The following is a 20,033-nucleotide window of genomic DNA, read 5'->3' as shown; positions in this document are numbered from 1 at the left end:
GAGTGCCGGCCTGTCACGCCGGAGGTCGAGGGTTCGAGCCCCTTCTGAGTCGCCACTTTAATTTGCTTCATTGGCTCAATGGCAGAGCAGCTGACTTGTAATCAGCAGGTTGTTGGTTCGACTCCGACATGAAGCTCCAAAAACTCCACAAAAGTGGAGTTTTTTTGTTTTTAAAATTAAATTAACATTTTTAAATTATATAAAAAATAATACGTAAAAAGAATACATACAATATAGATTCTTTTTACGTATTTTTGAGTTTTATAATAATACACTATAAAGAAAAGTTACGATTTATTTTTTATAAGATACACTATAGGCATCCTATTTATAAAATTTAAAATTAATTTAGCAACAGTTTTTTATTTTTGTCTTTTTAAGTTAAGTTGAATTCTTATATCTTCTGCAAAAAATTTAAATAGCTTAAATTCGCCAATTAATCTAGAGGATATTCTTTCGCTATATCTTTTTGAAATTAGAGGCAAACTTAAATTAGTAGATATAAGCATTTTTTTATTTTTTAATATTTTTTTATTAATTAATGTAAATAATTCTGTAGATGAAAAATCAGTGATTTGCTCTGACCCTAAATCATCTATAATTAATAAATCACAATTAATAAGAAGATTTTCTAAATCTGTGTCATTATTAAATTTTATATCCTTTAATGCACGTAAAAGATCATCAGAAGTCTTATATACAACTAGAAAACCTCTATCTAATAATTCTTTAGCAATACACCAAGATAAAAATGTTTTACCTGTACCAGAATTACCATAGAATAAAAGATTAGTATTGGTGTTTTTAAAGTTTGGCAAGTATTCCCCAGTTATATACTCTAATATATCCTCGATATTTTTACGAGGTGTATATCTTTCATCATTTAATTTATGATTAGGATATAAATTAATATTAAAGTTTTTAAAATTATTAGTTTTAACTGCTTCTTCTAATTCTGAATCTTTATAATAAAGTTTAATTAATTTAGTTTTAAAACAAGAGCATTTTTCTATTCCTATGAAACCAGTATCTTTACATTTGGTACAATTATAATGCAAATTTAGATAATCAGGACTATATCCATGAGATACAAGCATTTCATATTTTTGAGCTCTTAAATCAGTAATTTCATCTTTAATATTATTTAAATCATTTGGATTAGTAATACCTTTTAATGCAGCCATAGATAAATTTAAACAAAGTTTTTGGATAGTTGTATCTAAGTCTAATATTTCAGGATATTTATTTTTAATTTCTTCACGTCTTTTTGCTAATTTACGGCTTTCTTCAGTACGAGTCTTTTCGTACATATCCATAAGTTCTGCTTGGTAACCTTTAATCATCTTTATCCCATCCTAACAATTTCTTTTCTAATGAATCATAGTCATATTCGCGAGCCTCAAAGTTATTAAATTTAAGAGGATTAACTTCTTGAGATTTAGTGGAGTTAAAGTTTCTATTGGCTTGTGATGATTTATAACTAGCTTCTTTTTTCTCAATATCAGCTAAAGTTTTTAAATTATTTTTGTTCCAGCTCGATAAAATACCATCAATATATTTAAAGTCAGAACGATTTAATCTTTGGAAACAAATATTACAAGCCTTTTCTATTACTTCTAAAGGAAAAGCATAATCAATTATCCATTTTTCTAACATTTCTTCTTGGGGTTTCATTAATTCAGGATTTTTAATTCCTAAATAATTTAATATATGACGAATTTTTACCCATTTATCTTCAGTCTTCTTTATATAGTTTTGTGCATCATCAATAGTAGTTATATTCATGTCGTGCCAAGCAATAGCGACTTTTTCTATATATCTATAGTCGCTTTTACCACGAGAAACACAATATTCTAATAATATAAGAATTAATTCAGATGAAAAATTAAATTCATCTTGCCAACTTAGATAAGTAGTCATTTCTTTAGGGGATAGTGGTCTGCCTAATAAGCGTTCAATATCATTTAGCATATCTTTTGTTGATGTTTTATTTAATGCTTCAAGTAAATTTATTTCTTTATTTTTTGATTTAGAATCCTCAACCAAATCTATAAATTCAACATTATAATTCCCCATTTTATCTATTGGTACGAGTCTTAACACACCCTCGTCATGCCAATAGTTTAGAGCATTCAATATATCTGATTCTAGTAGGTTTAATGATGAGGCAAGTATTGTTGAATTTGCACCCATTTCGCCAGAGTTATTATATTTTAACATTAGCAGATAAACCTTAATAAATTCTCCACGAGCTTTTGGCATGTATTTTTCAATAAACACATTACTTACTGGGGTAAAATTTGATGAGTTGTTTTTTAGCATAAAAGTGCTCATAATTTTTATCGACCTTTCTTAAGATTGATTAGAATTTAAACTTAATCAGTCTATATATTCATTAACGTAATCAACTATAATTATAAACAAAAAAGCTGATTCATAGTACGCATTAAATTTATTATAACAAAGGCGAAGTTAACCCTCAACATAACAATTTATATAATGAAATGTATAAAATTATAAAAGAGGGGAAAAGTAAGTGATGTGCTTAAAAAATTAGCAATTAGGAGGAAGTAAAAAGATGGACTTGAGTAAGCAGAATAACATAAGTATACTGTTGAAAATACTAGTTTTAGTAACAGTTATGCTTATGAGCTTTATGTTTATAGTACCAGATAAAAATACTAATGCAAAAAACAATAATATATATGAGAAAAATATAGTGAGTGCGGATGATGAAGTTAATGATGATAATATTGAGGAGAAGTTAAGTGCAGTAAGTGTATTTAAAAATAATTCAAGCACAATTACAAATATTAATTTGCAAGGGCGTAATATTAAAGTATCGGATAGTACAGTTTGTTTTTACTCTTCAATAGAAGATAAGTATTCAATTCTAGAAGAAATTTGTAATTCCTATGTAAAGGAGCTTGGATTAGATGTAAATAATATAGACCATATAGAAGTTTTAGGGGTAATTACTTCAGATACAGAAAAGGACAGAATATCTAATTTGAGTGAAAGTGGAGAAATTGCTAAAGAAGTATATAATGCAGAAGTTATAAATAGTGACTTAGCAGGACTAAGGTTTAAAGTTAGTTTGAAAGAAACAGAAACTGTGGAGCCTGAAGTAGTTATAGAAGAAACTACTGAATTATTGGCAGGGGAATCAGAAACTATTAAGGGGGTAGAGGGTAAGAATCTACTTTACAAAGAGATAACATACTATGGATTAAATAAAGCTGAAGAAACTACTGTAAAGCAAGATATAATTACTCCAGTAGTTAATACTATTGTAAAAAAGGGTATTAAAAATCCTTACGAAGCAGGTATAGCATTTTTATCAAAGCCAACTGAAGGTGGGTATATAAGTTCTTTATTTGGAGAAGTTAGAAAGTCTTCAGTTCATAAGGGAATAGATATAGCAAAAGATTTAGGAGCAAATGTAAATGCTTCATTGGAGGGTAAAGTAATTCAAGCTGGATATAACAATGGCGGCTATGGAAATTTAATTGTATTAGAGCATAATAATAATATGAAGACGTATTATGCACATTTAAGCAATATATATGTTAATGTAGGGGATACGGTAAAGCAAGGTGATATAATTGGAGCAATAGGAAGTACAGGTAATAGTACAGGGCCACATTTACATTTTGAGCTTAGGGTAAATAATGAGCCTGTTGATCCAAGTAAATATATAGAGTAATAAAAAAACACCTTTTATAGGTGTTTTTTTTATGGCTTTAATACTTTATTTATATCTATTTTACCTTCACCTTGTTGGTTTCTAGGAAGATCTAATGGTACTGAAGCTACTTTCAGTAATGATAAAATATCATCGAATGAAAAATTCGGGTTTTGTTCAAATAAAAGGGCACAAAGGCCAGCTACATATGCAGCAGAGATTGATGTACCAGTAAAACTTTTGTATGAAGTATCTAATTTAGGAGCATGTATTCTAGAATTATTTTTATAAGATATATATGAAGTATTTGAATTCAAGGATACTACATCCACACATGCAGCACAAAAGTTTGGTTTTATATCTTTTTTCACTGCACCACAAGATGAATATTCATAGGATTTTATAGTTGATGATGTTGTATCTATTCCAGAAATTGTTATGCAATTATTACTTAATGCAATGCCTGTAATTGATCCATCGGTATTCTTATTACTTCCACTAGGAAGTATGCAAATTATTGATTGAAGTCTTGCTATTTTCAATAAAGAGTCAAAGAGTGTAAAAATAAACTTATTATAATATAAGCTTTCAAATGGAAGACAAATAACTTTTATATTATATTTATCACTCATAGTAATTAATTCTTCTAGAGAAAATAAAATATCAGAAACATATCCTTTACCCAATTTATCAAATGCTTTAAAGCAATGAATAGTAACTTCAGGAGCAACGCCTGTATATATTTTATTAGATGCTAATCCATTACCAGCAATTATTCCGCAAGTACAAGTTCCATGCCCATTATCATCATATGGATAAGGCAAATCATTAATTAAGTCAACAAAAGTACTTATTCTATTAAATGGATAAGTTAAGTCACCATGAGGATATACACCGGAATCAATAACACCTACACTAACGCCACGTCCATGTACATCTAATTTAGAAGATAATCTTACTTTATTTGCAGTTGATATGCTCATACCACATAAAGTAAAGTATTGATCTAAGCAAATATATTTAACCTCTGGATATTCTAATAATAATTCTATTGAGCTTGCCTTTAATTGAGCACATATTATATTACAAGATTCAATTTTTCTTATAACATTGCCATGATACGAACGTATTTTTTTTGAAATTGAATCTGGAAAGTTTCTATATTGTATTAAAATACGATAATCTTTTATACTACTAGATGCTAAAAGAAATTTAAGATTAGGATCTAGTTTTTTAGTTGAAGAGAACATAAAAAACTCCTAAAATTATTCACATTACTATAGTATATGATTTAGGAGCTTTTTGTTAATATAATAAATTTAAAACTTCCATTTAAATAATACTATTCCAGCTATCATTATTGCTATTCCAAGAATTTCATGAATTGAAAATGGAACCTTTTCTGTGCCAAATAGTCCAAAAGCATCAATTAAGGCTGATGCAGATATTTGAGCTACTAGAATAACAGCTGTTCCGACGGTTACGCCTAATGATCTCATACTTAACATGACTGTGAATGTTATTATAACTCCGAGCACCCCGCCAAGTAAGTAGAGCTTATTAGTTGACTTGATTTCTCTAAATGTACCATCTTTAAAGAAAAAAAGTATTATTAAGGATAAAATAAGTCCAGTAGCCTGAACAAATGTATTTGTTTCCCATGTGCCTATCTTTTCACTTAGTTTCGTATTAAAAACGCCTTGAAGGCTCATAGAAATACCTGAGATTATAGCACTTATTAATCCAAACAAAATTATCACCTCCAGGTATAGTATTCCTAAATAGACAATAATATATTAAAGTTTATTGTAAAAAAAAGCATTAAGATGTATGTTATTATTACATCTAATGCTTTTTTAAGGTTAATATATAAAAGAATTGAAAATTTCTTCTTCTGAATATCCTAAAGTTACTCCAAGACTAAGAGCGTCTTCAAGTAGGGTAAAGAAATGATCTGTAGAAGGTGAGATTATTAGATCATTAATATCTATATATAGATTTAAGAATTGATCGCTTAAGCAATAATCGTTAGGTCTAAGTACTACTTCATAATTTACAATATAATGCTTATCTATACCTAAATTGATTACATGTGTAAGAAAATCAGCATATTTGATAAATACAGTTTCTTTATTTAAATTTAAGCCGTCATCTATCCAGTATTTATAACACTTAGTTTCTTCTGCAAGTGAGCTCAATTTTACTTGAAGTTCAAGATGCTTTCTTGCCCATAATTTGTATTGTGAGAGATCTTTATTAATTAAAAGTCCATGTTTTTTTTCTTTTTGTAATTCCACAATTGGTAAAATGTTCATAAGTGTCCTCCCTGTCTACTAGGATTAATATAATATATTTTACAGAAATTATTAATTCTTGAAAAGGTCAGTAAACGAATACAAAAAAATAAAGTTTTAATTATAATTTTAATACGTTTCAATAAAAAAAGGAGCATTTTAAAGAAAATGCTCCTTAAATTCACAAAAAATATATTAAATTGTTTTTAAAGGATATGTTTGAATTAAAGTTTCCCTACGATTATTAGAAATTTTCCAAAGTTCAATTCTATTAACTTTTAATGTTGAAATACTAGGTTTATACTCAACAACTGAATCAAATTTCTTATTATCTTTATTTAGATAATTTATATTAGCTAAAGAAAGATGTAATTCATCATTTCCACCCTTTACATTAAAACCATATAGTTTTAAGTTATCAGCAATTAATCTATCTAATTTTTTTATATATCCTATATTTTCAATTTTTAAGTTGAGAGTTTTATTTGAATCGCAAAGTGTTACAGTTGATGACAGCTCTACTTTAAAATTTTTATATGGCTTTAGAATTTTATCCATTACAGTATTGAGTTTATCTATATTAGGATTTTCTATAACCTCTAAAGGTATATAAGGGATAGGAGAATTCCTATTTGCTCTAAATCTTTTTGACAAACTTCTTTGAATCGGACTTAAGTTTTTATAAGACACATCATCAAATAGTGCTACCAAATAATATTTCATGTTATAACCTCACAAGTTAAATTTTGTATTATACTTTTATATTAAATTATATCATACATAAACTTAAATTGACAATTTATATATTTGCTAATAACTCATGGAAAAGTTTAAAAATAAGGGATTTTGGAAGAAAAAACCCTATTAACTCATGCATACTTTATGATATAATCAATAGTGTTGACTAAAAAATTATAAGGATAAATTAAAAAATACCTTATAAAACAAAAAATGGATAAATTTTTATATTATAGGATAAATTAATATATATAAATTTGGATAAGGGTGAATAGGATGGAAACATTAATCATTAATGGAGGCAAAGCATTACAAGGCGCTGTAGAAATTAACGGAGCTAAGAATGCAGCAGTTGCTATTTTGCCGGCAGCTATTTTAGCTAGCGAAGGAAGATGTATTATTGATAATATACCAGATATAGAAGATGTACATTGTTTAGAAAGAATATTAGCTAGTTTAGGATGTAGAGTAAATAAATTAAATAGTAATACGTTAGAAATTGATGCTTCAGATATTACAACAGTTAATGCATGTACTGAAGATGTAAGAAGAATGAGAGCATCATATTATTTTATAGGTGCTTTATTAGCAAGATTTAAAAAGGCTAGAGTTGAACTTCCAGGGGGATGTCCTATAGGAGTAAGACCTATAGATCAACATATAAAAGGATTTGAAGCCTTAGGAGCTGAAGTTGTTATAGAAGATGGAGCTGTAAGTGTTAACGCTGAAAATTTACATGCAGCTAATATTTTCTTTGATGTAGTTTCAGTTGGAGCTACAATAAATGTAATGATTGCAGCAACTATGGCAGAAGGAACAACCATATTAGAAAATGTTGCTAAAGAACCACATGTAGTAGATGTAGCTAACTTCTTAAATACTATGGGTGCTGATGTTAAAGGTGCTGGAACAGATGTTATAAGAGTAAGAGGAGTTAATAAGTTAGTAGGATGCAATTATAGCGTTATACCAGACCAAATTGAAGCTGGGACTTTCATGATAGCAGCAGCTGCTACAAAGGGAGATATAACTATAAAGAATGTAATTCCAAAGCATTTAGAGTCTATCTCAGCTAAACTTATGGAAATGGGAGCTATAGTTGAAGAAGGTGATGATAGCGTAAGAGTTACTGTTGATAAACCTTTAAAAGGTGTTAGTGTTAAGACCGCACCATATCCAGGGTTCCCAACAGATGTACAACAGCCTATGTCAACTTTATTAAGCATTACTAATGGAAGAAGCTTAATTGCAGAAAGTATTTGGGAAAATAGACATAAGCATACTGATGAGTTAAAGAAAATGGGAGCTGAAATAGAGGTTGAAGGCAGAACTGCTATCATAGATGGTGTTGAATCATTAAATGGAGCTAAGGTTATTGCTACAGACTTAAGAGCTGGAGCAGCTATGGTTATAGCTGGTTTAGTTGCTAGGGGAGAAACTGAAATTTCTGAGATAGAGCATATTGATAGAGGATACCCTCATATTGAAGATAAGTTCAGATCATTAGGTGCAGATATAAGAAGAATAGAGAAATAAACTTGGGGGAATTTTAAATGAATTTTTGCTCATTATATAGTGGAAGTAGTGGAAATAGTATTTTTGTAGGTTCAGAAAAAGCTAAAATTTTAATTGATGCTGGATTACCTGGAAAGAAAATCGATGAAGCGTTAAAGCAAATTGGGCAAAATCCAAGTGAAATAGATGGAATTTTTATAACTCATGAGCATATCGATCACATTAAAGGTGTGGGAGTTTTATCTAGAAAGTATGATATACCTATTTATGCACCACAAGATACTTGGGTCGAAATGGAAAGAATCATTGGAAAGATAAAAGAGCATAATATAAAGGTTATGGATAGAAGATCAATAGTGGCAATAAAGGATATAGAAGTTAAATCCTTTATTATTCCACATGATGCAGCATCACCAGTAGGATATACAATCAATGTTAATGATAAGAGAGCTAGTGTAGCAACAGATTTTGGGACTTTTACAAAGGAGATTGAAGATAATATCAAAGATTCAGATGTTATTTTAATTGAAAGTAATTATAATCCTGGAATGCTAGACTTTGGTCCATACCCTTATAGCTTGAAGCAAAGAATAAAAGAAGCATATGGTCATTTATCTAACGAAGATTGTGGGGAAGCAATTGTTAAAATATTAAAAAATGGCTTAGGAAAAAATATTATCCTAGGTCATTTAAGTAATACTAATAATACTCCAGAGTTAGCAGAGCTTACAGTAAGAGATATACTAACTGCTAATGGTATTAAAGTTGGTTCAGATTTAGATTTAAGTTTAGCCAATAGACATAATCCAAGTAAATTTATTACTTTATAAAATATTAATTTATTAAAGTAGAAGGTGGAAAATATGGAAAAATTATATGCATGTGAAGAACATATGGATGAAGCAATGGATGAAGTTATAGATGGAAAAGAAACATTTCCTGTAATTAATAAAATTACAGGATTCAAATGTACATATTGTGAAAAAGAAGCTAAATATGAAGTCAAAATGGCTTAATATTATATGTTGAAAAATGTACATAATATTTAGTATAATTTTTATATAATCGTAGAGAAGAAAGAGGAGAAATGAATATGAGTTTATATAAACAATGGACAGATATGGTCGTAGAATACGTTAAGACTAAAGGGGAAGCAGCTTTCTGGAATGAATATACTAAGATTGAAACTGCTATATATAAGGATTTATTAGCTAATAGCAAAGAAACTATAAAGATTACAATTGCAGATTTTGCTAAGAAGTATGAAACTTCAGAAGAATTCATAATGGGATTTGTTGACGGAATCAATGATAGTTTAAATAATCAATATGATTTAGAATCTTTAAATTCAAATGATGAAGTAGTATTAGATATAAACTTAGAAAAACTATTCTTTAATATGTTAGAAGCTAAGGCTGAATATCTATACAACTTACCACAATGGGATGCTATATTCTCACCTGAAAAGAGAAGAGAAATTCAAAAGGCATACAGAGAATCTTGTAGTGTAAGAAATGAAAACAAAGTTGGAAGAAACGATGCTTGCCCATGCGGAAGCGGAAAAAAATATAAGAAGTGTTGTGGAAAGTAATTTCTACTTATTTAAAAGAGCTTTGATATCAAAGCTCTTTTTTGCATTAATGAAAGAATGATTTAGTGTCAAATAGCAGTCTAGATAAATAAATTATAATAGCATAATTATTTATTTGGAGGTGCTTATATGCTTAATATATTTCCATATATATTTTCAACTACTTTTAATACTATAGCTAATAATATGAATGTAATTGATAATATAGTAGATAATGTTGTAAATAATATTGTTAATAGTGATTTCATGGATAATTTAGTGAAAAATATAGATAATATGGCCCCGGTTGAGGTACAATTTAAAGAGCATAAGAGAGGGTATACTATTCAATGCTATTTGCCTGGAACTAAGAAGGAGAATATTAGCTTGGAGTATGATAATAATTATATTACTCTACAAGTTAAGAGAAATATGTTTTATAGTAATAATCAGAATATAGCTGTAGCTATAGTTCAAGCTGGCGGAGATGTAAATGAGGACTATTATGTAGAAAATGCAGACCCTAGTGGAATTAGGGCTGTTTTTAAAAATGACACTCTGAATGTATTAATACCTAAGAGTACGTATATAAGTAAGGATACTACTATCGTTGATGTTGATGCTTTCAAGGAATAATGAATAAATTTTGAAATGTTTTACTTAGGAGGAGAAAGTGATGAATATAACAGTTATTTCTGTAGGAAAACTAAAGGAAAAATATTTGAAGCAGGCTATTGATGAATATTCTAAAAGATTAACTAGATATTGTAAAATTGATATTATAGAACTTCCAGATGAGAAAACGCCTGATAATGCATCTGAAAAGGAAGAGCTTCAAATTAAGGATAAAGAAGGACAGCTTATTTTATCTAAGATAAAGGATAATATGTTTGTTATAGCAATGGATTTAAATGCTAAACAAATGACCTCTGAAGAGTTCTCAAAGTTTATTGAGACTCAAGGGGTTATGGGTAATTCAAACATAACTTTTGTTATAGGTGGTAGCTTGGGGTTATCTCAGGATGTAATAAAAAGAGCTAATTATAAGGTGTGTTTTTCTAAAATGACCTTCCCTCACCAATTGTTTAGAGTAATGTTACTTGAGCAAATTTATAGAGCTTTTAGAATAATGAAGAATGAACCGTATCATAAATAAGTTAGCTTTTTACTAAAATTGGATATGATAGATAAAGGGAGTATCTAATGATTATATAGAATAGTTCCACTTTTCAATAAAAAGGAATATTTATATAATATATTGTATTTTTAAGAAGTTAACATTATTATATTAAAAATACATTGAGGATTGGTATAACATAAAAGGCTACACTATTAGCTTAGTTAGACAAGTTAACATAAATAAAAAAGTATTAGCTAAAAGTGTAGCATAAAAAAGTTTGACTTTTTGTATAAAATATATTGACGTAAGATGAAGTAAATTAAGAGTGCTTTTAACACTTAACAGTAGAAGTTTCTTAGGTTGAAAAACCTCTTACTAATAATAATTTAATTAAAATATCTTTATTAAATTTAGGTATTTTCTATATCAATTAAGTTGCTTATATATTTTGTTTTTCCGTTTAATACATCATTGTAGAAAGATTGTTTATTATCAATAAAGTCAATATATTCATTAAGTTCATTGACTTTTTTCAATAAAGATTTTCTTGACTTATTAAGCATTTCTTTTCTTTGAGGAATTGTAGATGGACCTTCTATACAATGATTCATATATAATTTCATATCTTTAATACTCATACCGCATTTTCTCAAACATTACAAACCTCTTAACCATGCGATATTTTTATCATCAAAAATACGATAGTTATTTATATCTCTTTTACATGCCTTTTCTACCTCTCGTGAACTGTGAATATCATTTAAGTTTGTATAAATAGAATACAATAAAAAAGAGTTTTTGGCTAGATTACTGGATTTCTACCATTTGCAGAGTATACATTATATAATTCAGAATAATCTATTCCCTCCGATACTGTTCTTAGCAATCTAACAGAATCATTTTTTGGTATCATAATTTCTGTTTATATTAGTAATACTAATTGTTGATTAATATTATATAAACTGAATAGTTTCATGATTTAAGTTTATGTAAAAAAGTGGATTCTATTAAATCCACCTTTCCCCTTTTATTCGGCTAGTTGCTTTTGAAACACTCCCTTTTATTTTTCAGAATAATAGAAAAATGTAACAATAAAAGGTATAAAAAATATTGAAAAAAATTTTAATAAAAATAATTGAATTAAAATTATTTTCATGATATTATGTAAATGTATTCAGAAGAAAAATATTTTCAAAAAAAGTAAAGGGTAAAAATAATTTTCGATAATAAGGGAGGCATATAAATGTTTAAACAATTACAAAAAATTGGAAAGTCTTTTATGTTACCAATTGCTATATTACCAGCAGCTGGTTTACTACTTGGTATAGGAGGAGCATTATCAAATCCTAATACTGTACAAGCTTATCCATTCTTAAATGTTTCTTGGTTGCAAGGAATTCTCTCAATTATGTCATCTGCAGGAGATATAATATTTTCTAATTTAGCACTTATTATGTGTATAGGTCTTTCTGTAGGTCTTGCTAAAAAAGATAAAGGTACTGCAGGACTTGCAGGTGCAGTTTCATTTTTAGTTATGAATGCTTCAATAAAAGGAATGATTACTGCTTTTAACCCAGCAGTTGAATCAATTGATACAGGTGTTGTTGGAGCTATAGTAATTGGATTAACGGTATCATATCTTCATAATAAATATGGAAACATTCAATTACCAGCGGTTTTAGGATTCTTTGGAGGATCAAGATTTGTACCAATAGTTTCTTCATTCTCAGCAATTTTTATTGGAGCTATCTTCTTCTTAATATGGCCAACATTCCAAGGTTGGTTAGTTTCAGCAGGGAATGCAATAGCTGGATTAGGGCCAATAGGAACTTTCTTATATGGATTCTTATTAAGATTGACAGGTGCAATTGGATTACATCACATGATTTACCCATTATTCTGGTATACAGAATTAGGTGGAGTTGCAACAGTTGCAGGTCAAACAGTTACAGGAGCCCAAAATATATTCTTTGCACAATTAGCTGATCCAAATCATACTGGATTATTTACAGAAGGAACAAGATTCTTTGCCGGACGTTTTGCAACAATGATGTTTGGATTACCAGGAGCATGTTTAGCTATGTATCATTGTGTACCTAAAGCAAGGAGAAAATTAGTTGGTGGTTTATTCTTAGGAGCAGCAATAACATCATTTGTTACTGGTATAACTGAACCAATTGAATTTATGTTCTTATTCGTTGCACCATGGTTATATGTAATCCATGCATTCTTTGATGGATTATCATTCTTTATATCAGATATACTAAATATATCAATTGGTAATACATTCTCCGGTGGATTAATAGATTTCACATTATTTGGAGTTCTTCAAGGTAACGAAAAAACAAATTGGGTATATTTATTAATAATAGGAGTAATTTGGTTTGCATTATATTATTTCACATTTAGATTCCTAATAACTAAGTTTAATGTTATGACTCCAGGTAGAGAAGAAGAAAGTGAAGAAGTAAAAGTTATCACAAAGGATAGCATGAATGAAACAGCCTCTCAAATTTTAGAAGCATTAGGTGGAAAAGAAAATTTAGATGACGTTGATGCATGTATAACAAGATTAAGAGTAGCTGTAAAAGATGTAAGTAAAGTAGATAAAGATAGAATTAAAGCTTTAGGAGCAACTGCTGTTTTAGAAGTTAAAGGCGGAATTCAAGCAATATTTGGAGCAAAAGCAGATCCACTAAAGCAAAAAATAAATGAAATTATAGGGAGAGAGTAATAAGAGTGAAAGTAATAGATAGAGGATTAATCGTATCATGTCAAGCACTAGCAAATGAACCACTACACAGCTCTTATATAATGAGTAGAATGGCTGTAGCGGCTAAGGAAGGTGGAGCTATAGGTATAAGAGCCAATGGCATTCAAGATATTGTAGCTATAAAAAAAGAAGTTGATTTACCTGTAATAGGTATAATAAAAATAGATTATGAAAATATGAAACCATATATAACTCCAACAATGAAGGAAGTTGGTGAACTTGTTGAAGTTGGAGTTGATATTATAGCTTTAGATGCTACAATAAATCAAGATGAAGAATTTTTAAAGGAGATATTTAAAAAGTATCCTTCACAAAAATTTATGGCAGATATATCAACTATAGAAGAAGGTTTAAGGGCTGGAGAATTAGGATTCCATTATGTTGGGACTACCTTAGTTGGATATACAGAGCATTCTAAGGAAATGAATAACTTTGAAGTGTTAGAAGCTTTAATAAAGGACTGTAAATCAGAAGTAATAGCAGAAGGAAACTTCGATACTCCTGAAAAGGCAAGGCTTGCTTTAGAAAAGGGAGCATGTGCTGTTGTAGTTGGTAGTGCAATAACAAGGCCACAATTAATAACAAAGAAATTCAATGATGAAATTTTAAAAGTATTATAATACTTGTGAGGTAGAGACGCAAATATCTACCTCTTTTATTTAGCGTACTTTAATGTTATTCTAATATATATACTTCAAATAATGTTTTAACATTATTATTGGAAAGATCAATTGATTACTTTATATCTTTAGATATAGTTATGTAATTGAAGTCATATATTTTATATTTTTGAGTAAATACTTTAATTATGTTCAGTTAAAATAGTTAGGGTTATATATAAGAAGACTAATATATATATTAGAATGCGGGGGATATTAAGTGGATATTTTATGCGAGGTACAAAGAAAATATAGTGAGTTTTCTGGCAAAGAAAAAGATATAGCAGACTATATTATGCAACATGGTGATAAAATAAAAAATATAAATATCACTGATTTAGCTAAAGAAATAGGAACATCAGGAGCAACAATAACAAGATTTTCTAAAAAAATCGGATGTGATAGCTTTGTAGATATGAAAATAAAGCTTGGAGCAAATAAACTGGAATTACCCATAAATGATGAAGAGGGAATTTTCTCATATACATATCAATATTATAACGAAGTTATAGAAAGAACTAAGATGTTAATAAATAAAGAAGAAATATTTAAAGTAGTAAATGAAATAAAAAAAGCTAAGAATATCTATATTTATGGGGTTGGTAGTTCAGGATTAACAGGTGAAGAAATGATGCAAAGACTTTTGAGAATGGGATTTAATATACATTGCATTTCAGACTCTCATATGATGATTATAAATAGCTCTATTGTCTCAGAAAATGATTTAGTTATAGGTATATCTATTTCAGGAGAAACACAAGAAGTAATACACTCTTTAAGAAAATCTAAGGAAAATGGGGCAAAGGTAGTATCTATTACTGGATTTGAAGGAAGTAGTATAAGCAAGTATGCAGATATAAAGTTTATAGTTTATAATCCTAATTTTGTAGATAGAAGTAAATTTATTAATACACAATTTTCTGCCATGTATCTCCTTGATTTAATATGTATGGTATTATTAAAAGACGTTGAATTAAGTAATAAGATGCAAACCACTATTAATGCGATTATTAATAATTAATAAAGGAGGTGTCGCAAAAGCCATTTTTATTGTGCGACATCTCATTTTATCTTAATGATCCCAATATATATTAGAATATAAAACTATTTTAAAAATTGGCTAGTCTTTACCATATTGTAAGCAGTTTTTATAATGGATTCTTCTTCATTGCTTATCTCTTTATTATACATTTTACTAAATTGTTTAAATAAAACATCAGTATCGAGTTTAACTTTAGATTTATGGATTGTAAATTTCTTTAAAACTTTTATATGTATAAAGTGCATCATAAAAGGCATCATGGAAATTATCTTCAAAATCTATGTTTAACATTTCAACAGCAGTTTTTAATCTAATTTATTTTTCCTTTTTTGAAGATTAAACAGTTTAGATGTATGTTTTTAAACATCAATATATTTACTAGGTAATAATAATAATGTAGATAATTTACTGAACTTTATATTTCTTAGAAGTTCAGTAAATTCTGATATTATTTCTAGATTTTCATTAAGTTTTACAGCTCCAATTTGAATTATTTCAAATTGGAGCTGTTTTATATATAAAAGGAAAATATTGAGGTTAGTAATTCATAAACTGGAGACATAGCTTATGAAAAATAAGATGCTTTTGATATAAGTGTGAGAGGTGAGTTAATATCAGTAGATACATCTTATAGTGAAGTATTATTAATTAATGATGAAGTAAGATTCTGTGTCTACAAGGCAACCAGAAGAGGTGATGAAATATATATTCCAAGAAGTCTTGATGTAACAGAACTAGAACTAATAAAAGAATCAATAAGAGAGAAAGTATTTTCAGAAGAATTCATTGAAATGTTAAAACAAGAAATAAATAAAATCTAAAAGTCTTAATTGCTATAAGGATAGTGATTAAGACTTTTTCTGTTATAGGGAGGTAAAAGGGGGTCAAGAGAATTCTATGTGTAGGTGTAATAAGAGTTGGAAAGATGACTATAAAAACTAGTAATGATAAGTAGATAAAGAAATATGTTCAACTATATTATTCCCTGGGTAATATTAACAATTATAGAAGGTGAAGAAGTTAAGCAAATATAAATATTTTCAGTATGATAGTAAAGAACTTCTTGGGGTAATGAGGTTCGATTTCTATGATGGAAGGTTATCTAACCAATGGAATCCTAGAAAGTTAATAATTGAAATGAATGATAGGAAGTTAATAGACCTAAAGAAATTACAAGAAGAACTTAATTATATTCAATTTACATTGATAGAAGAGTTCAATAAAGTTGTAGTTATGATAAAGAAACTCTAGTATACATAGAGCTTGAAGAAGGAAAGTATGTAATAAAGCTAATACCTGTAAAAGATAGTTACTCATACATATACACGTAAGTGAGAATAAATAATAGAAATAACTATAAATGAAGCAAGAGAAATAGATTCAATAAAACTAAAAATAAATGATAGTCTAGTAGACTATATAAGTAAAGAAGAAGGAGTATCTATAGAGGGTACTCCTTCTTCTTTTATGTTGAGAAACATTGGAATCAGTGTATTGAATTTAGATGTTGCTATATAATAGATTATAGAATCAATAAAGGAGATTTTAAGAATGAATATTGATAGTTTAGTTGAAGTAATAAATGAAAGTATGAGTTCTTTTAGGAAGAATGAATTAGCATATCTTTCAATGACAGGTAAAAATGAATTGCTAATAAGAGATAGAATTGCATATGAGCTATATAGTAAATATAATAATTATATTATTTCTAAAGAGTATAATCCAAGTGGAATAAAATCTAGAATAGATTTAGCAATAATTGAAAATAATCAAATTAAAGATATAATAGAATTAAAATCTATGTATACATTTGATTCAGTTGATATGAGTGGTTATATAAATGCAATAAATAAGGATTTCGATAAAAATAGTAAATTAGTTATTAATGGAGTAAACCAATATGAAATAATAATAGCTACTCATATTAAAGCAGTGCCTAACAAAGAATTCAAAGATTATGTGAAATATTATAGGTTGATAGACAAGCATACATCAAATATAGAAAATAGCAAGATGTTAGTTGAGAACTTAGATTATATAATAAGAAAAGAATTTTCAAGAGAAAGATATGAAATAAAAAATTTTAATGTAACTGCCGGACAAGCTTTTGGTGTAGATGTAGACGTATGTTTTTGGGTAGTTAAAAATAATAAATAAAACCTCATTTAGAGGTGATACGGAGAACCGTACCATAAGTAAATGAGTTTAATATTCTTAGGTAGTGATATCATTACTATAAGGCTATTTTTATTTAAATTTGTAATAGATATAGAAGTATATATAGTTAAATAATAAATATTGTTATAGGTATAAGGTGAAAAACAATGATTAAAGTAGAAAATACTATAAATGATAAGATTAAATCACTTTTTTTAGTAAGCTTATTTTTAATATTAGCATCTTTAATAGGATATTTGTTTAGAATATTAGGATTTTCAGAAACTAATATAGTAATAGTATATATATTATTTGTTTTACTGTCTTCTAGGTTAACATCGGGATATATATATGGAATAATTTCTTCTATAATATCGACTTTTGTTTATAATTATTTTTTTACTACACCACATTATACATTTGATGTTGATGATTCTGGCTACATAATAACTTTTATTATTATGACAATAACATCTATTATTACTAGTGCTATGACCTCTAAAATTAAGGAAAATGCGATTGAAGCAGATAGAAGAGAGACAGAAACTAGAGCGTTATATAAGTTAACTAATAGACTAATAGAAGCTAATGAAATGAATGATATTGCAAGTATTGCAGTTGGAACAATTAGTGAGATAATTTCTTATAAAATAGGGTGCCTTTGTTTTGATGAAAATGGAATGCCAGAGAGAGTATTTATTCAGAAAATTAATAGTGATAAACAAATTTATAGAGAAGTTGATGATGTTAATAAAATTAAATATAACATAGAAAATTTAAAAGGAAATTATTATAAAGGAGAAGAATTTTGCGATTGGCCAATCTATGGAAGAGAAGCAATTTTAGGAGTTTTAAGAATTCCTAAAGAAATATCTGATAAGTTAAATCAATCACAAATAAAGTTACTTCTTACAATGCTAGATAGTACAGCATTAGCTATGGAGAGATTAAGAGAATCTAGAGCACGTATTAAATCAAAAGAAGAAATGATTCAAGAACGATATAGAAGTAATTTATTAAGAGCCATTTCACATGATTTAAGAACCCCTCTTTCTGGAATAATGGGAACTACAGAAATTTTAATGGATATGACAGAAAAAAACACAGAAGTATTTGAATTAGCTTTAGGAATATATAAAGATGCAGATTGGTTACATTCATTAGTAGAAAATATTTTGAGTTTAACAAAGTTACAAGAAGGAAAATTGATTTTAAATAAGGAATACGAAGCTTTAGATGACCTTATTGGAAGTGCGATTAATCATTTTTCACGAAGGACATCAAAATTTGAAATTATAGTTAATATACCAGAGGAGATAATATTAATACTGGTAGATGCCAAGTTAATTACACAAGTAATTATAAATCTTTTAGATAATGCAATGAAACATTCAAAAACAAGTAATGAAATTATTATTGAAGCCCAAATAATAGATATGGAGAAAAAAATTGAAATATCAGTTGTAGATAATGGAGAAGGTATTTCAAAAAAGGATTTACCTAATATATTTAAAATGTTTTATACTTCTGATAATGGTATTACTGATGGACAGCATGGTATTGGATTAGGACTAAATATATGTCAAGCAATTATTAATGCACATGGGGGTAATATTATAGCTGAAAATAGAAAAGATAAAAGTGGAGCAATTTTTAGATTTACACTTCCAATGGAGGGAAAATATGAAAAATTATAATGAAAGTATTTTAGTTGTAGAAGATGATTATCAAATACGAAATTTTATTAAGTATATAATACAAAAGGAAGGGTATAGATTATTTAGTGAATGTAATGCAGAAAGTGCATTAAGTATAATGGTTAGCGAGAAAATAGATTTAATTATATTAGATTTAGGATTACCTGATTTTGATGGAATTGAAGTTATAGAAAAAATAAGAGAGTGGTCAGAGGTACCAATTATAGTAGTATCAGCTAGGGATCAAGATAAAGATAAGGTGCTTGCTCTAGATACAGGAGCAGATGATTATATAACTAAACCTTTTTCAGCATCAGAATTATTAGCACGCATTAGAGTTGCAATTAGACATTTACATAAAAATAGTATAAATGCTGTACAAACATGTTTTTCAGTAGGGGAGTTAATTGTAGATTTTGAAAAGAGAATTGTTTTTATTAAAGGAGAAAAAATACATTTAACTCCCAATGAGTATAGTTTAATAACTTTACTTGCAAAAAATGCTGGAAAGGTAATTACAACATCAGTAATTTTAAAAGAGATTTGGGGGGTAAATTATGGTTCAGATACACAAGCTCTTAGAGCATTAATGGCTGGACTTAGGAGAAAAATTGAAGATGTTCCTGCTAAACCTAGATACATAATTACAGAAATAGGTGTTGGATATAGATTAGTGGATGAATAAAGACTGATTTTTAATTAAAGTGGACCCTATGTCAAGGACATTAAAAAAAAGGGGCTAAGCCACTAAAAGCTGATTTCTGTATTTTACAGGAGTCAGCT

23 protein-coding genes and 1 tRNA gene are annotated in these 20,033 nt (G+C 28.1%); 16 read left to right on the top strand and 8 right to left on the bottom strand.

The features are described from left to right. Positions 1–64 precede the first annotated feature (64 nt). Positions 65–139: transfer RNA gene (locus tag I4V63_RS14845), tRNA-Thr, on the top strand. A 223-nt stretch (positions 140–362) separates the two neighbouring features. Here I4V63_RS14845 and I4V63_RS14840 read toward each other — a convergent pair. Both I4V63_RS14840 and I4V63_RS14835 read right to left on the bottom strand, forming a co-directional pair. Then, complete coding sequence (locus tag I4V63_RS14840) at positions 363–1,343, bottom strand: ATP-binding protein (RefSeq protein WP_196002007.1); 981 nt, start codon at positions 1,341–1,343, stop codon at positions 363–365. After that, positions 1,336–2,334 (bottom strand): DnaD domain protein, encoded by a 999-nt coding sequence (locus I4V63_RS14835; protein ID WP_196002006.1) that lies wholly within the window; start codon positions 2,332–2,334, stop codon positions 1,336–1,338. Before I4V63_RS14835 ends, I4V63_RS14840 begins: the two co-directional genes overlap by 8 nt. Before the next feature lie 244 nt (positions 2,335–2,578). On the opposite strand from I4V63_RS14835, the gene I4V63_RS14830 reads away from it, so the two are divergent. Next, positions 2,579–3,706: a peptidoglycan DD-metalloendopeptidase family protein gene (locus tag I4V63_RS14830; protein ID WP_196002005.1), complete on the top strand. Its 1,128-nt coding sequence runs from the start codon at positions 2,579–2,581 to the stop codon at positions 3,704–3,706. A 29-nt stretch (positions 3,707–3,735) separates the two neighbouring features. Here the strand turns inward: I4V63_RS14830 and I4V63_RS14825 are convergent, their stop codons facing one another. The 4 genes from I4V63_RS14825 to I4V63_RS14810 form a co-directional block, all read right to left on the bottom strand. Continuing rightward, positions 3,736–4,935 carry a S8 family serine peptidase gene (locus I4V63_RS14825; protein WP_196002004.1) on the bottom strand — a complete coding sequence of 400 codons (1,200 nt, stop codon included), beginning with the start codon at positions 4,933–4,935 and terminating at the stop codon, positions 3,736–3,738. Between the two features lie 69 nt (positions 4,936–5,004). Further along, on the bottom strand, positions 5,005–5,436 hold the full coding sequence (locus tag I4V63_RS14820) for a DMT family transporter (protein ID WP_196002003.1): 432 nt from the start codon (positions 5,434–5,436) through the stop codon (positions 5,005–5,007). Positions 5,437–5,547: 111 nt separating this feature from the next. Next, the gene (locus I4V63_RS14815) at positions 5,548–6,000 is read right to left on the bottom strand and encodes a dUTP diphosphatase (RefSeq protein ID WP_196002002.1); all 453 of its coding nucleotides are present in this window, start codon (positions 5,998–6,000) and stop codon (positions 5,548–5,550) included. A gap of 174 nt (positions 6,001–6,174) precedes the next feature. Continuing rightward, positions 6,175–6,702, bottom strand: a complete 528-nt coding sequence (locus tag I4V63_RS14810; protein WP_196002001.1) for a hypothetical protein — start codon at positions 6,700–6,702, stop codon at positions 6,175–6,177. A 291-nt stretch (positions 6,703–6,993) separates the two neighbouring features. On the opposite strand from I4V63_RS14810, the gene I4V63_RS14805 reads away from it, so the two are divergent. The 6 genes from I4V63_RS14805 (at position 6,994) to rlmH (ending at position 10,958) form a co-directional block, all read left to right on the top strand. Next, a complete protein-coding gene (locus I4V63_RS14805; protein ID WP_196002000.1) occupies positions 6,994–8,253 on the top strand; it encodes a UDP-N-acetylglucosamine 1-carboxyvinyltransferase in 1,260 nt (419 codons plus the stop codon). A gap of 17 nt (positions 8,254–8,270) precedes the next feature. Beyond that, positions 8,271–9,062, top strand: a complete 792-nt coding sequence (locus I4V63_RS14800; protein WP_196001999.1) for an MBL fold metallo-hydrolase — start codon at positions 8,271–8,273, stop codon at positions 9,060–9,062. A gap of 33 nt (positions 9,063–9,095) precedes the next feature. Beyond that, positions 9,096–9,248, top strand: a complete 153-nt coding sequence (locus I4V63_RS14795; protein WP_196001998.1) for a CxxH/CxxC protein — start codon at positions 9,096–9,098, stop codon at positions 9,246–9,248. A gap of 77 nt (positions 9,249–9,325) precedes the next feature. Continuing rightward, positions 9,326–9,823 (top strand): SEC-C metal-binding domain-containing protein, encoded by a 498-nt coding sequence (locus I4V63_RS14790; RefSeq protein WP_196001997.1) that lies wholly within the window; start codon positions 9,326–9,328, stop codon positions 9,821–9,823. Between the two features lie 129 nt (positions 9,824–9,952). Continuing rightward, positions 9,953–10,438, top strand: a complete 486-nt coding sequence (locus I4V63_RS14785; RefSeq protein ID WP_196001996.1) for an Hsp20 family protein — start codon at positions 9,953–9,955, stop codon at positions 10,436–10,438. Between the two features lie 40 nt (positions 10,439–10,478). Then, positions 10,479–10,958, top strand: coding sequence for a 23S rRNA (pseudouridine(1915)-N(3))-methyltransferase RlmH (gene rlmH / locus I4V63_RS14780; protein WP_196001995.1), 480 nt, complete (start codon positions 10,479–10,481; stop codon positions 10,956–10,958). Between the two features lie 374 nt (positions 10,959–11,332). On the opposite strand, the gene I4V63_RS14775 is transcribed toward rlmH, so the two are convergent. Then, positions 11,333–11,560 (bottom strand): hypothetical protein, encoded by a 228-nt coding sequence (locus tag I4V63_RS14775; RefSeq protein WP_207746578.1) that lies wholly within the window; start codon positions 11,558–11,560, stop codon positions 11,333–11,335. A gap of 605 nt (positions 11,561–12,165) precedes the next feature. Between I4V63_RS14775 and I4V63_RS14770 the strand changes: the two genes are divergently transcribed. The 3 genes from I4V63_RS14770 (at position 12,166) to I4V63_RS15970 (ending at position 15,375) form a co-directional block, all read left to right on the top strand. Beyond that, the gene (locus I4V63_RS14770; protein ID WP_196001993.1) at positions 12,166–13,656 is read left to right on the top strand and encodes a PTS transporter subunit EIIC; all 1,491 of its coding nucleotides are present in this window, start codon (positions 12,166–12,168) and stop codon (positions 13,654–13,656) included. Positions 13,657–13,661: 5 nt separating this feature from the next. Continuing rightward, on the top strand, positions 13,662–14,315 hold the full coding sequence (locus I4V63_RS14765; protein ID WP_347707740.1) for an N-acetylmannosamine-6-phosphate 2-epimerase: 654 nt from the start codon (positions 13,662–13,664) through the stop codon (positions 14,313–14,315). Positions 14,316–14,574: 259 nt separating this feature from the next. Continuing rightward, on the top strand, positions 14,575–15,375 hold the full coding sequence (locus I4V63_RS15970) for a MurR/RpiR family transcriptional regulator (protein WP_196001992.1): 801 nt from the start codon (positions 14,575–14,577) through the stop codon (positions 15,373–15,375). An 83-nt stretch (positions 15,376–15,458) separates the two neighbouring features. On the opposite strand, the gene I4V63_RS15485 is transcribed toward I4V63_RS15970, so the two are convergent. Next, positions 15,459–15,656, bottom strand: coding sequence for a hypothetical protein (locus I4V63_RS15485; RefSeq protein WP_207746577.1), 198 nt, complete (start codon positions 15,654–15,656; stop codon positions 15,459–15,461). A 336-nt stretch (positions 15,657–15,992) separates the two neighbouring features. Here I4V63_RS15485 and I4V63_RS14750 point away from each other — a divergent pair, with 336 nt between their 5' ends. The 5 genes from I4V63_RS14750 to I4V63_RS14730 all read left to right on the top strand — a co-directional run bounded on the left by I4V63_RS14750 (position 15,993) and on the right by I4V63_RS14730 (position 19,935). Further along, positions 15,993–16,217, top strand: coding sequence for a hypothetical protein (locus tag I4V63_RS14750; RefSeq protein ID WP_196001991.1), 225 nt, complete (start codon positions 15,993–15,995; stop codon positions 16,215–16,217). Positions 16,218–16,467: 250 nt separating this feature from the next. Continuing rightward, positions 16,468–16,647, top strand: coding sequence for a hypothetical protein (locus tag I4V63_RS14745; RefSeq protein WP_243280526.1), 180 nt, complete (start codon positions 16,468–16,470; stop codon positions 16,645–16,647). Between the two features lie 300 nt (positions 16,648–16,947). Beyond that, positions 16,948–17,553: a hypothetical protein gene (locus I4V63_RS14740; RefSeq protein WP_196001990.1), complete on the top strand. Its 606-nt coding sequence runs from the start codon at positions 16,948–16,950 to the stop codon at positions 17,551–17,553. Positions 17,554–17,720: 167 nt separating this feature from the next. Then, positions 17,721–19,250 (top strand): DUF4118 domain-containing protein, encoded by a 1,530-nt coding sequence (locus I4V63_RS14735; RefSeq protein ID WP_196001989.1) that lies wholly within the window; start codon positions 17,721–17,723, stop codon positions 19,248–19,250. Further along, a complete protein-coding gene (locus tag I4V63_RS14730) occupies positions 19,237–19,935 on the top strand; it encodes a response regulator transcription factor (RefSeq protein ID WP_196001988.1) in 699 nt (232 codons plus the stop codon). Before I4V63_RS14735 ends, I4V63_RS14730 begins: the two co-directional genes overlap by 14 nt. Positions 19,936–20,033: the final 98 nt, after the last annotated feature.

Origin of the sequence: Clostridium sp. 1001271B_151109_B4, from assembly GCF_015670405.1 — a bacterium.
Classification (GTDB): domain Bacteria; phylum Bacillota; class Clostridia; order Clostridiales; family Clostridiaceae; genus Clostridium.
Note: the sequence above shows the minus strand (reverse complement) of the source record. Positions and strands in the feature narration are given on the sequence as shown.